General features: G+C 49.1%; 12 protein-coding genes. 6 read left to right on the forward strand and 6 right to left on the reverse strand.

Annotated elements, in window-relative coordinates; translation table 11 throughout:
• Nucleotides 1–87: 87 nt before the first annotated feature.
• Nucleotides 88–987 carry a site-specific tyrosine recombinase XerD gene (gene xerD / locus FPG75_RS25295; RefSeq protein ID WP_143310836.1) on the forward strand — a complete coding sequence of 300 codons (900 nt, stop codon included), beginning with the start codon at nt 88–90 and terminating at the stop codon, nt 985–987.
• Between the two features lie 68 nt (nt 988–1,055).
• Here the strand turns inward: xerD and FPG75_RS25300 are convergent, their stop codons facing one another.
• A complete protein-coding gene (locus FPG75_RS25300; protein ID WP_143310837.1) occupies nt 1,056–1,979 on the reverse strand; it encodes a hypothetical protein in 924 nt (307 codons plus the stop codon).
• Between the two features lie 381 nt (nt 1,980–2,360).
• On the opposite strand from FPG75_RS25300, the gene FPG75_RS25305 reads away from it, so the two are divergent.
• The 5 genes from FPG75_RS25305 to FPG75_RS25325 all read left to right on the forward strand — a co-directional run bounded on the left by FPG75_RS25305 (nt 2,361) and on the right by FPG75_RS25325 (nt 5,956).
• Complete coding sequence (locus FPG75_RS25305; protein ID WP_143310838.1) at nt 2,361–2,801, forward strand: hypothetical protein; 441 nt, start codon at nt 2,361–2,363, stop codon at nt 2,799–2,801.
• A gap of 59 nt (nt 2,802–2,860) precedes the next feature.
• Entirely contained in the window at nt 2,861–3,508 is a 648-nt protein-coding gene (locus tag FPG75_RS26280; protein WP_144695905.1) for a hypothetical protein, read from the forward strand.
• Complete coding sequence (locus FPG75_RS25315) at nt 3,495–4,304, forward strand: sensor histidine kinase (protein ID WP_143310840.1); 810 nt, start codon at nt 3,495–3,497, stop codon at nt 4,302–4,304. The genes FPG75_RS26280 and FPG75_RS25315 overlap by 14 nt, the downstream gene beginning before the upstream one ends.
• Before the next feature lie 119 nt (nt 4,305–4,423).
• On the forward strand, nt 4,424–5,083 hold the full coding sequence (locus tag FPG75_RS25320; RefSeq protein ID WP_143310841.1) for a response regulator transcription factor: 660 nt from the start codon (nt 4,424–4,426) through the stop codon (nt 5,081–5,083).
• A 24-nt stretch (nt 5,084–5,107) separates the two neighbouring features.
• Nucleotides 5,108–5,956 (forward strand): DUF2911 domain-containing protein, encoded by an 849-nt coding sequence (locus FPG75_RS25325; RefSeq protein WP_143310842.1) that lies wholly within the window; start codon nt 5,108–5,110, stop codon nt 5,954–5,956.
• A 214-nt stretch (nt 5,957–6,170) separates the two neighbouring features.
• Here the strand turns inward: FPG75_RS25325 and FPG75_RS25330 are convergent, their stop codons facing one another.
• The 5 genes from FPG75_RS25330 to FPG75_RS25340 form a co-directional block, all read right to left on the reverse strand.
• The gene (locus tag FPG75_RS25330) at nt 6,171–7,883 is read right to left on the reverse strand and encodes a sodium:solute symporter (protein ID WP_143310843.1); all 1,713 of its coding nucleotides are present in this window, start codon (nt 7,881–7,883) and stop codon (nt 6,171–6,173) included.
• A complete protein-coding gene (locus FPG75_RS26335) occupies nt 7,880–8,011 on the reverse strand; it encodes a hypothetical protein (RefSeq protein WP_262712076.1) in 132 nt (43 codons plus the stop codon). The genes FPG75_RS25330 and FPG75_RS26335 overlap by 4 nt, the downstream gene beginning before the upstream one ends.
• A 98-nt stretch (nt 8,012–8,109) precedes the next feature.
• Nucleotides 8,110–8,283 (reverse strand): hypothetical protein, encoded by a 174-nt coding sequence (locus FPG75_RS26105; RefSeq protein WP_161596920.1) that lies wholly within the window; start codon nt 8,281–8,283, stop codon nt 8,110–8,112.
• A gap of 9 nt (nt 8,284–8,292) precedes the next feature.
• Entirely contained in the window at nt 8,293–10,776 is a 2,484-nt protein-coding gene (locus FPG75_RS25335) for a PIG-L family deacetylase (RefSeq protein ID WP_143310844.1), read from the reverse strand.
• Nucleotides 10,777–10,941: 165 nt separating this feature from the next.
• On the reverse strand, nt 10,942–12,396 hold the full coding sequence (locus FPG75_RS25340) for a RagB/SusD family nutrient uptake outer membrane protein (RefSeq protein ID WP_143310845.1): 1,455 nt from the start codon (nt 12,394–12,396) through the stop codon (nt 10,942–10,944).
• Between the last annotated feature and the right edge of the window lie 22 nt (nt 12,397–12,418).

The following is a 12,418-nucleotide window of genomic DNA, read 5'->3' on the forward strand; positions in this document are numbered from 1 at the left end:
AGTCCCTCGTTTTTCTATCTAAAAAATATTTAGGCGTTATCTAATTACAATCGATTTAGCATTAGAAAAGCTCTTATCTTGCTGCTTATGTGGGAATCATTCAGGAAACTGTTCAAGGGCTACCTGCAATTGGAGCGTTCGATGTCGCTGAACTCTATCGAAGCCTACCTGCGGGATGTGGAGAAGCTGGAACAATATCTTCAGGCGACGGGCCATGAGCGGCTGCGGCCGCAGGATATTACGCTGGCAACGCTGCAGGCCTTTGTGCAATGGGTGGCCAAACTGGGCATGACGGCCACCTCGCAGGCACGGATCATCTCGGGCATCAAAGCGTTCTACCGCTTTCTGCTGTTGGAGGATATGACGAAAGAAGATCCCACCCAATTGCTGGAAGCGCCGAAGATACAGCGCAAGCTGCCGGATGTGCTGACTTTTGAAGAGATTGAAAAGATCATCGCACAGATACCGCTGGACACTGCCGAGGGGCACCGTAACAAGGCAATCCTGGAAACCATGTACAGTTGTGGCCTCCGGGTGAGTGAGGTGATCAATTTACAGATCACGCAGCTGCATATGGATGTGGGCTTTATCCGCGTGATTGGTAAGGGAGATAAAGAGCGGCTGGTGCCGATCGGGAAAGATGCCATGCGGCAGATAGATATATACCGGCGTAATATTCGTGTACACATGCCCGTTAAGAAGGGCGAAGAAGATACTTTGTTCCTCAACCGCCGTGGCGGCGCCCTGAGCCGGGTGATGATCTTCCTCGTGATCAAAGACCTGGCGATGCGGGCAGGCATTCAGAAGAAAGTATCGCCGCATACATTCCGGCATTCCTTTGCTACGCATTTAGTGGAAGGCGGCGCCGACCTGCGCGCCGTGCAGGAGATGCTTGGCCATGAAAGCATTACTACTACCGAGATCTACACGCACCTCGACCGCGAATACCTGCGCGACACCCTACAGCGTTTCCACCCTCGCTTTTAATGATAGTTACCACAAAAAAAACAGCTACCCGGGGAACAGGGTAGCTGCGAGCCTTAAACAAGGGGTTGTCAAACATGAGGGTAATCTTTTACAACAAGCTGTGGGTTAGTTGTATGTTTTAGTACGACGCGGGTACGTTTGCGTGTATCCGTGAGCGTTACAATATTATTGATCCAGCGGTTGATGTGTATCGAAGCCCTGCCGATGGCCGAAGGCTTGTAACAGATATCGAGGCAGGCGCAGGGCGCGAGGTCCTGGCGTGCGGCGCTGGCAGCGATACTTTCATCTTCCGCCCAGATGAGCTGATCGTGGCGGTATATTTTAAAATACACATCCGGTCCGAAGTGTTTGCGGCCCTCGCGCAGCGGCTGTAAAGTGCCGGCGTAGAGGTCTTTCCGGGAGAAACGGATGGTATAGCGTCCGAATTCATTGGTAGTGGCTTGTCCGACCATCTTGCCATTGGCGGCGTTAAAGGCGGCCACTTTGAGTTGTGGCTGGCCATTATCACAGCCATAGCGTTTTACGAATCCGGTGATCACCCAGGCGCCTGCATTACTACAGATATCAGTCCAGATGGCAGCTGGTATCACATAGGCATAGGCGCCTATAAAATTTTCCTTGTTGCGTTTCCAATGCGGCACCATATAGCTCAGGTGGTAATTCCTGGGTTGATAGCTGCCGGTATTACCGGGCATTTTATCCAGGCACAGGTCCAGTTCCAGCGGTTCGGTGAAGAGATGTGTTTCTTCCCATGCGAGACTGAAATTTCCTTTCTCATCAAGTGCAGCTTCTGCCAGGAGGCGGTCGGCCTTCATCAGTACTTCCCTTGCCGACAGGGGCCTCAGGTTATTGAAGATGCCCTTCACAACAGTGAGGTTATCTGAGGGATATTTTGGTTCCGGCAGATAAACGCGGATCCGTGCATTTGCCAGCGGCTCAATACAATCGTCACAGATAAGCGCAGAGATGTTGCCGATTAACAGGTAGCTCATAGTTTCGTAAGTTTAGAAAATGGGGTATGTACCGCTGCATACTTCTAACTCAAAACAAACATGGTAGAAAGGCCAATTGCTTTAATGCGTTCGATCTTTGTGGTCCCTTAGGTCCGGTTGATGATGCAAAGTTTGTGAAGAAAAAGCCGGGAGTCAAGCGTTTTACAACTGAAAAAAACGAATGCGTATTTATACGCATTTTTGAGAGACGTTTACGGAAACCGTGCCTGGCGAACATGCCTTAAAACACGCCCAAACGATTTACCATAGCGGATTACACTGTCTCCTTCTTTCCAATTACACAAACGTTGGAGCAACACGTATCTATTGCATAAGCCATAAATTATAATAATTTTACCGCCAAAACTAAAACTACCCACTATGAACGATTCTCCTCAACGACGGCCGATCCATTCCGATGCCGGCGGGTTCATTTCCCGGGAGGAAATGGATACCCTCTGTCAGAACTACGATAACGAACATGCTTCACAGAAAAGCATGGGTACACACGTAAAAGCGATGTGCTTTGGCAGAGACAAAGTAATAGAGCTGTTGAGCCAGCCCGGTGCTACTGCCCTCCGCATCTATTACGGTTTGAAAGTGGATACCAACGGTGACGGTATCAAAGAAAAGAAAATGGTACTGGTAGCGGTAGATGAGAATGGTAATGACATTCTTCCTCCGCATGCTGCCCAAGACAGCAATGGCAACCAGATCATGGCAAAAAGCATGGCAGCTCAGGCAGTGATACTGGATGGAGGGTTGCCTTGCCCTCAATACTGCACTGGCAATCCGCCTCCCCCTCCTCCACCAGCAGTATAACAATCGTCATTTAAACCAGTAAAGTGAATCAGTCAGTTTTCTTTGCAATTTATTTTCTTATGATGGGGATCGAGTGCGTGGTACTGATCCCCTTTATAATTAAATTCAAGTCATTGGATGTTAGCGGGAAATCAATCCTGTATTACATTGCCAGCTCCGTGGTATTTGCCGGCGGCTCTTATGTTATACAAAAACTTTTTGGTAACAACCTTTGGTTTTTCAGTGTAATGAACCTCGTCCAATTTGTTATCCTGTCAATTTTTTACTGGCATATTATCAAGAACGACACCATGAGAATGGTGATCAAGATCATGCCTGTCATCATCACCATCATCTTTCTCATTGACTTCTTCCTCATTGAAGGCATGCAGAATTTCAACTCCATCAGTGCCGGCGCAAGAAATTTCGTGATCATTTTTTATGGTATTTTCTTCTTTCTTCAGTTATTGCGCGACAAAGACCTGATAGAGCGCGCCATTTATATCGACTCCCTTCCCTCATTCTGGTATAATGCCGGGATATTTTTATATTTTTGTACTTCGTTTATGTTCAACATCAGCTATAATTTCATCATTGAAGCGGGCATGACGCCGCTGATGGCAATTACGCTGGTATTATCAAGTATCTATTTCGTTGGTACAATATCTATGATCCTCTTCTATATAGGACTTACAAAAGAAAAAAAGGCGAGCTATGCGAATAGTTGATATTATCGTCATTGGCTCTACCGTAATGTTGATCATGGGGGTCATCGTTATATTGCTCGTGATGTTGCAGCAGAAGCAGGTAATCCAGCATAAACTGGTGCTTCGCGACAAAGACCTGCAATTACAACGTGAACGCCTACTCGCCGTTTTACAAGGACAGGAACAGGAACGCAAACGTATTGCAGAAGACCTCCACGACGAGGTGGGCGCACAGCTCTCTGTACTGAAACTCAGCATTGGCGGCCTGCAATCCTATATGAAAACCGGCAACGGTGAATCGGAACGCCTGAAAGAAACCAAAGAATTTACTGATACCATCATCCAGCAATTGCGGTTCATCTCCCAAAGCCTGCACCCGCAAGCACTGGAAAACCTTGGTCTTGCCCATGCCCTGGACTCTTTCTGTAACCTGATGAACAAAAACAAACAGGTAAAGATCGCGTTCCGGACAGCTGGCAACGGCCACCCGGTAGACCGCGAAAAGGCACTGAACGTATACCGCGTAGTACAAGAACTTATTAACAACATACTGAAACATGCGCAAGCCGAAGAGGTGCTGATCACCTATCAAACCACCCCTTCCCTGCTAACCATACTTGTTGAAGATGACGGAAACGGCGCACTGTTGCAATCGCTCAACGAATCCAAAAAGAAGACCGGCAGCCTGGGACTGAAAAATATCGAGAGCCGGCTGAACATCATCGACGGCCAGATCAACTTCAGCCAGCGCACCCCTAAAGGCACCATTGCTCAAATCACAGTCGAAAATTACCAGTCGCCCGCACAGAATAGTTGATACTTATGTTGTTTTATTACTAACTTGCCAACCGGTAGTGATTGGCGCCTCTAACATCATGACCTACAGCAATTTATTAACTGTAAATTAATAGCATTTTCTCTGTAAACTGTCCACCTATGGCACACCATATCAAAGTGGCAATTGCGGATGATCACAAGATCTTTCGCAGTGGAGTGATCAACACACTTATTCCATACGAAAATATCAGCATCGTATTTGAAGCCGACGATGGCCTACACCTGCTGCAAATCATGGAGAAACAACTCCCTGACGTCATCCTCATGGATCTCAAGATGCCCAACATGGACGGCATAGAAGCCACCATCAAAGTAAAAGAGAAATATCCCGACGTAAAGGTGATCATACTCACGATGTATGAAGATGACAACTTCATCGTACACCTCGTGGAAAATGGCGCCAACGCCTATCTGCTCAAGAATGCAGAGCCGGAAGAAATATATGAGGCCATCTGCACTACCTACGACAAGGGTTTCTACTTCAACGAAAATGTAAACCTGGCGCTGCTCAAAAAAGTACTGCATAAAACCAAACAGCAGATCAAACCTACACTGAAAAATGAAGTGCAGCTCAACGATCGCGAACAGGAAGTACTGAAGCTGATCTGTAACGAATACACCACACAGGAAATATCAGAGCAAATATTTTTGAGTCCGCGCACCGTAGAAGGTATCCGGCAAAAGCTGTTGGAAAAGCTCAATGTCAAGAACAGCGTGGGCCTGGTGCTATACGCTTTCAGAAACGGGATCATCGAATAAACCTGCCACCAATAACTACTAAATATGAAAACATTGCGAACGTTTGCCACATCTGCCGGATGTGCCGTATTGCTATTTGCCGGTTCGGCCATGGCGCAAGGCGTGAAGATGCCCGCCCCTAGCCCCACCCAGCTGGTGAAACAAGATTTCTCGCTCTCCAATGTAGAACTGAGCTATTCCCGCCCTGCGATCAAAGGAAGAACCATCATGGGCGATATCGTACCTTATGGTAAAGTATGGAGAACAGGCGCCAACAGCGCTACCACCATCACTTTCGGCGAAGATGTAAAGTTCGGCGGCGTAGCCGTTAAAGCCGGCAAATACGGGCTGGTAACCATTCCCGGCCCGAAACAATGGACCGTGATACTCTCCAGCAACCTCAACATCACCAAACCGGCCGACTACAAACAAGAAGAAGATGTAGCCCGCGTTACCGCGAATGTTGTGAACCTGCCCTTCTCCGAAGAGAGCTTCACCATCGCCTTCGAAAAAGTATTGCCTTCTTCCATGATCATGGCCATCAGCTGGGATAAAACAAAAGTACCTGTCGAGATCATCGCCGATAACAAAGACAAGATCATCGCACAACTGAATGAGGCCATGCAGGGAGATAAGAAACCTTATTTCCAGGCCGCCATGTTCTACGCCGATGAAATGAAAGATGTGAAAAAAGCTGTTGAATACATCGATCAGGCCGCGGCACAATCCCCGGATGCCTTCTGGGTATTCTACCAACAGGCCCGCATCCACGCACTGGCAAAGGATTACAAGACCGCCAAAGCCGCAGCTCTCAAATCCACAGAACTAGCCAAAGCCGCCAAAAGCGACGACTACGTAGCACTAAATAAAAGGCTGCTGGCGACAATGAAATAAGGTCGAAGGTAGTCTTGCTCAGGATTATTCTGATTGAAAGGATTACAAGGATTTTTTTCAGGATTAAAAAAGATTAAAAAAAGATTTGTGAGAAGATCAACAAGGTTCCAGCCCTTGAAGCGCTTTGAGCGCTTCAAGGGCTACCATCGCTAATATCTTCCCATCAATCTTTTTTTAATCTTTTTTAATCCTGAAAAAAATCCTTGTAATCCTTTCAATCAGAATAATCCTGAGCAAGACTACCTTCGCCTGACATCAACACTTGCAGCGCAGCTGCAAATAACACTACCAATATGCAGCCGATGGCGTTGAGCCAGAGGAAAGAGACTTTGTTGAGCCAGAAAAGAATCAGGACGATGATCTCTGCGAGGATGGCGGCCCAGAAGGTGGCGGTGCCACCAATGCGTTTGAAATAGAAAGCCACCAGGAAGATGCCGAGCGTTACGCCGTAAAACCAGGACCCCAGCACGTTTACCACTTCAATGAGGCTGCCCAGGCCACTCGCGAATTGCGCCACGGCAATACAAAAAATGCCCCAGATGAGCGTCCACATTTTGGAGATGCGGAGGTATTGCTCCGGCGATCCATCATTTCTATACAGCCGTTTATATACATCGATGACCGTAGTTGATGCCAGCGAGTTCAAAGCTGCGGCAATGCTGCCCCAGGCCGCGAGGAAGATGATGGCGATCAACAATCCTACCAGTCCCTTAGGTAAACTATTCACCACGAAGTGCAGAAAAATATAATTGGTATCGCTCGCATCGCCGGCGGGGTCAGCATTTTTGATGAGCGCCACCGCTTCCCCTCTCAGGGCCTGTGAGCGGTCTTCTGTTTGCTGTAATGCCTGCTGCGCAGTACTGATGCGGCTTTCATCATGGCCTTCCAGTGCGGCAGCCAGCTGCTTTACCTGCTGCTGCTTTTGCGCAGAGAGGGTGGCATATTTGTTCTCCAACTCCTGTAAGGCAGCGCCATGCTCGGTTTGATGTACCCTCGCCAGCTCTGCCTGGTTGAAAAATAAAGGTGCACGGAAATAGAGATAGAATACAAATACCAAGGCGCCGATCAGCAGCACGGCAAACTGCATCGGCACTTTCACGAGGCCGTTCATGAGTAAGCCAAGGCGGCTTTCCTTTACAGATTTGGCCGTGAGGTAGCGCCCCACCTGCGATTGGTCCGTTCCGAAATAAGACAAGGCCAGGAAGAAGCCACCAATCAGGCCGCTCCAGATATTGTATTTATCATTCCAGTCAAATTTCGTGACGATCACATTCAGCTTGTTCATCTTCCCCGATACCTTTAAAGCCTCTTTGAATCCGATATCCGGCGGCAGCAGATGGATCACCATCCAGGCGGCGAGAAACATGCCGGCAAAGATCACCACCAGTTGCAGCGTTTGCGTGTAGGATACAGCACGGGTGCCGCCTGCCATCGTATAGATGATCAGCAGGCCTCCCATCACCATGTTCGTCCAATACAGGTTCCATCCCAACAACGACGACAGGATAATGGAAGGCGCGCAGATGCTGATCCCCGTGGATAATCCTCTTTGAATTAAAAACAGCGAGGCAGTAAGCGTTCGTGTTTTCAGGTCGAAACGCTGCTCGAGAAATTCATAAGCAGTATATACTTTTAATTTATGGAAGATGGGTACAAACGTGATACAAAGCACGACCATAGCCAGCGGCAAGCCGAAATAATATTGCACAAAGCGCATACCGTCGGTATAAGCCTGTCCGGGTGCAGAGATGAAAGTGATCGCACTGGCCTGTGTACCGATGATCGACAACAACACAATATACCAGGGCATTGCCTGGTTACCAAGAAAATAGCTTTCCATATTTTGCTTGCCCCTGCTTTTCCAGACGCCATACAGGATAATCACTGTCAGCGTGCAAACAAGAACAACCCAGTCGAGAACACTCATGAAAATGTTTTGGTGAATAACCAGAAGAGGATGATCAGCAACAGCAACCAGGCTACTACTAATACATACCAATAATTCCAGGATGGAAATAATGGCGGTTTCTCCTCATGCAGATCTTTTTCTGTCATGGTTATGTGAATTACAGGTTTATTTATGGATTTAGGGATTTAGGGATTTTTTGATTGATGTAAATCCGTAAATCAAAAAATCCCTGAATCCGTAAATATTATTCCCGGCTTTTACTCCACAGGCTGCCGGTGAGCAGGCCCAGTGCGATTCCTATCAGTAAGCCGATATGTACTCTTTTAATTTCGAAGCCGATCACCAATCCGAGCAGGATGCAAAGTATTGCTGCAATGCGGAGGCGAGGCCTGTTCTGTTCTGTTCTTTTACTGCTCATTGTCGGGCATCACTTTTTTGCTGAAATCAGGTTTACGAATAAACGATAGGCGCCAGGTACGCCGGCAGGCAGCTGTCTGAAGAAAGACAAGGCCGTGTATACATATCTGCCTTTACCATAGCTGGCAACGATCGTGCTGCCATCGAGCGCTGGCTCGTTTTTGTCGTGCATGGTAAAGAGTTTATCGTAAGATTTGTCGATGCCGGAAGGATAATAAAGTCCGCGTTCCTGTACCCACCCGTCGAAATCACCTGCGGTGATATCGTTGGGATAATGCAGCACCGGGTCTTTCGGGTCGATGAAATGCACGGCTGCATTTTCATCCGTGACGCGGTCGCGGGAAAGATTGAAAGGATACGGCCCGAGGTCGTTGAGCACCAGCGGGGAGTTCACGTTGTATTGTACCAGCAGCGTGCCACCGTTCTTCACATATTCCATCAGTTGTGGTTGCCAGTATTTCATACGTGGGTTCACGTTATAGAGGCGCACACCGGCGATGATGGCGTCGTATTGATCGAGCTGGCCGCCCATGATCTCTTTTTCGCCCAGTTCAGTAACATCATAGCCCACCTGCCGGAGTGAGGCGGCTACCATGTCGCCGGCGCCAGGGATGTAGCCCAGTCTCTTGCCATTGTGTTTGAGATCAACGGTTACCAGGCGCGCTTCCGCGGGCGGAAACAGCGTGATCACCGGGATATGGTCGTAACGGATCTGCTGGATGCTTTCCGTATAGTCTTTACCGTTACAATGCAATAAAACGGTGAGCGTACCGGTATGATTGCCCATAGCGGCTTTTGAAGGCGCTATGTTGAAACGTATTTCCGTTTCATCTCCTTTCTTTGCCAGGTTGTACGACTGACTATTATTGCTGACAGTGAAGCCGGCAGGCAGTTTCAGCTCCACGGTACCATTCACGCCATCGGCCATTGCTCTTATTTTCACTGGTACAGACTGCGTAGTAAGATCGGTGAAGATGAATACCTGGTTGTTGAGATTAGCAACTACCGGCGGTGCGATGATCAGCGGTTCATACAACTCCCCTTTTACCGGGTCGGTATATTTATATTGCAAGGGCCGCTGGATGCTGAATTCCTGGCCGCCGATCAGCAGGCGGATAGTAGCCTGTAGTGCCGGAATGTTCTCCGGATGGCCTACCAGCAAAGGATCGCTGATCATATAAGTCCCCACCGGATGTGGCGCCGATAACCAATAAGGCTCTGATACCGGCGTATTTTCCGATACTGTGATCGTGTTACCTAAGGTAGTGAGCTTGTTAAACGACAACTCCTGTTTAGCCGCGATATGATCATTGCCTGGAAGACTGATCTGTTCCAGCGTTACGGGCACATTGCCACGGTTTACCAGCTGCACAGAGGCCTCCATTTTATAGCCCGGCACTACGCTGGGCGAAGCGCTGTAAGCCTCTGCCCATAAGCCTGCGCAGGCAAAGATGAGTTGTTCGGTTTCTTTCAGTTTCTGATTGCGCCAGTAGCCATCGGGCAGTGCCTGTATCGCTTTGCGGATATTGAGCAACGCCGGTACGGAGGCAGCGGGATCTTCCATGTTGTAATTGGCAATCGCCTTATCTACCAATGCGCCGATAGCATCGCCGCCCTTCAGGCGCGACCAGCCCGTATTCACGCCATCCATGAGAGATTGATGCGGCGCATCGCCTTTGATGGGCAGGAAATATTCCTGTGAGCTGCCACGGCCCGCGGGCACACCGAAGCCCTGGCTCTTGTGCTGGGAGCGGCTTTCAGCGGCTATCTCGCCAAAGCCTTTGCCAAGCAGCGGGTTGTATACGCCTACATCCAGCTTGAACTGATCTTCAGAAGTAGTGTTGGTATTACCGAAGCTGAAAGTATTCCACAGCAGGCGTTTGGCTTGCCAGGGTTTTACATATTTGAGTTGTTCAGGAAAACGTGTTGGGTCGGCAGCGGCGGCAAAAGCTTCAGCGCCGAGCATGGCGGAAGCGGTGTGATGACCGTGACCGGCGCGACTATCAGCGGGAAAGCGGCAGATGATCACATCCGGCTGAAACTGGCGGATCATCCATACTACATCTCCCAATATCTGTTCCCTGTTCCAGATCGTAAATGTTTCATCAGGATTTTTGGAGAACCCGAAATCCTGTGCACGGGTGAAGAACTGCTCCGCTCCATCGATGCGGCGTGCTGCCAGCAGCTCCTGTGTGCGGATAAGCCCCAGCAGCTCGCCCTGTTCGTTGCCGACGAGGTTTTGGCCACCATCGCCGCGGGTGAGCGACAGATAACCGGTACGATACAATTTCTCTTTGGCCAGGTATCCGAGCAAACGGGTATTTTCATCATCGGGATGAGCGGCGAGATATAGCACGCTGCCCAGCGTATCCAGCTTCCTGAGCTGCAATTTAATATCTGCGGCATTCCACACGGGCGAAGGTTGCGCCATCGCCGGCAGGCCTGCTGCAAGCAGCAAAAGCAAAGCCAGTGCGGTACGGATTCTTTGAATCATTACTATTACGTGATTTACGGATTTTCAAAAATAGTAATTAATTGATGCCGGAGAAGAGATTTTGGTTAAGCGGTTGTTTTTCACGCAAAGCAACAAAGGAGCAAAGCAGCAAAGTGTGTACTTTGCTGCTTTGCTCCTTTGCGCCTTTGCGTGAAAATTATTTATCTAATTATATCCCTCGTTCTGCTGGCCGCGGATGTTGGGATTGGCATCCAGCTCCCTTTGCGGGATCGGTAATACTACCTTCGGGTTGGATGCCGCTACAGCAATAGTTTTACCACCCGTCAGGTATTTGGTAAACGATTGTTTACTACGGGTGAGATCAAACAGGCGATGACCTTCAAAAGCAAGCTCCTTACGTCTTTCCAGCTGAATGGCCTGCAAGAGTTGCGCACCTGCGGCAACAACCGGCGTAGCGGCGGGATCAGCCCTTTTCACGATCACATTGAGATCAACAAGTGCGGCGGGCTCCTTGCCCTGGCGTGCCAGCGCTTCGGCGCGGATCAGGTATATTTCCGCAAAGCGCATCACTTTGATGGCTTCGAGGAAAGTGTTCACATCTTTGTATTTAGTGATGATGTTCGCCGGGTTTTCACCACCGCCAGCGCGGCGCCCCCGGGTAAGGAAGCCCAAACGCGCATCTGTAGCGGCATACAGCTTATACACATCATCAGTGGCCAGTGCGTCGCCATAGCCGCTCTGGCTATAGAAATAGCTCAGGGCGTTGGTACCGCGGTTATCAGTAGCGGTATTGATCACCTCAAACATCGTTTCGGAATTGCCCGTGTTCTTGAAATCGCTCACGAGTTTATCGTTGGCGAGCAGGGTATAATTTTTAGAATTGATGACAAGGGTGGCTACAGAATCTGCCCTTACCCAATCTTCTTTATAGAGATATGCTCGTGCAAGCAGGCCCCTGGCGGATTGCAGGTTGATCCTGCCCGAGTTGAAAAACTTGCTTTTGCTGCTCACAAAAAGATCACAGGCCCTGGAAAGATCACCGATGATCTGATCATAGGTCTGTTTGATCGTAGCGCGGACAGGCGACTGCACGGAATCTACATTGGTAGTGGTTACCAGCGGAATGCCCAGACTGGATGCATCCGCAGTATACGTGTAAGGCCTTGCATAGAAACGCGCGAGGTCGAAGAAGGCCAGCGCTCTTACGGCATAGGCTTCGGCCAGCAAGGAGGTAGCCTCGGTGGTATCAGCAGCGGTAGACGGCAGAAATATCTTCGGCCCTTTGCTGATCATCAGGTTGGCATTGGCCACGATGTTGTACAGCTGGTTCCAGGTATCAGCAGCGTTACCATCATTGGAAGTAACTACATACTGGTCATTGTTGCGGTAGCGGTTACTGTTGATCACACTGATGTATTCGTTGTCGGCCATCAGGTCGGGCAACAGCGAAAAGGTACGCCCGTAGTAGGTTTCGCTCTGCATTTGCGAATACACGCCATTGATGGCGGCACGCATGGTGGGCAAGTCTTTTACGGCGTCTTTTACATCTGTGGACTGCTCCGGTTTCAGTTCGAGGAAGTCTTTGTTACAGGCAGCAGTGGCGCTGAGCAGGAAACCTGCTACCAGCGTGATGATATGATGTTTATATTGTTTTACCATGATTGCAGATTTATTTCGATGA

Origin of the sequence: Chitinophaga vietnamensis (assembly GCF_902167635.1) — a bacterium.
In the GTDB taxonomy this organism is placed as follows: Bacteria; Bacteroidota; Bacteroidia; order Chitinophagales; family Chitinophagaceae; genus Chitinophaga; species Chitinophaga vietnamensis.

What these genes read in the sequence shown, in the direction of transcription:
- xerD (WP_143310836.1), top strand. Translation starts at nt 88, where the DNA reads ATGTGGGAATCATTCAGGAAACTGTTCAAGGGCTACCTGCAATTGGAG.
- FPG75_RS25300 (WP_143310837.1), bottom strand. Translation starts at nt 1,979, where the DNA reads ATGAGCTACCTGTTAATCGGCAACATCTCTGCGCTTATCTGTGACGAT.
- FPG75_RS25305 (WP_143310838.1), top strand. Translation starts at nt 2,361, where the DNA reads ATGAACGATTCTCCTCAACGACGGCCGATCCATTCCGATGCCGGCGGG.
- FPG75_RS26280 (WP_144695905.1), top strand. Translation starts at nt 2,861, where the DNA reads ATGATGGGGATCGAGTGCGTGGTACTGATCCCCTTTATAATTAAATTC.
- FPG75_RS25315 (WP_143310840.1), top strand. Translation starts at nt 3,495, where the DNA reads ATGCGAATAGTTGATATTATCGTCATTGGCTCTACCGTAATGTTGATC.
- FPG75_RS25320 (WP_143310841.1), top strand. Translation starts at nt 4,424, where the DNA reads ATGGCACACCATATCAAAGTGGCAATTGCGGATGATCACAAGATCTTT.
- FPG75_RS25325 (WP_143310842.1), top strand. Translation starts at nt 5,108, where the DNA reads ATGAAAACATTGCGAACGTTTGCCACATCTGCCGGATGTGCCGTATTG.
- FPG75_RS25330 (WP_143310843.1), bottom strand. Translation starts at nt 7,883, where the DNA reads ATGAGTGTTCTCGACTGGGTTGTTCTTGTTTGCACGCTGACAGTGATT.
- FPG75_RS26335 (WP_262712076.1), bottom strand. Translation starts at nt 8,011, where the DNA reads ATGACAGAAAAAGATCTGCATGAGGAGAAACCGCCATTATTTCCATCC.
- FPG75_RS26105 (WP_161596920.1), bottom strand. Translation starts at nt 8,283, where the DNA reads ATGAGCAGTAAAAGAACAGAACAGAACAGGCCTCGCCTCCGCATTGCA.
- FPG75_RS25335 (WP_143310844.1), bottom strand. Translation starts at nt 10,776, where the DNA reads ATGATTCAAAGAATCCGTACCGCACTGGCTTTGCTTTTGCTGCTTGCA.
- FPG75_RS25340 (WP_143310845.1), bottom strand. Translation starts at nt 12,396, where the DNA reads ATGGTAAAACAATATAAACATCATATCATCACGCTGGTAGCAGGTTTC.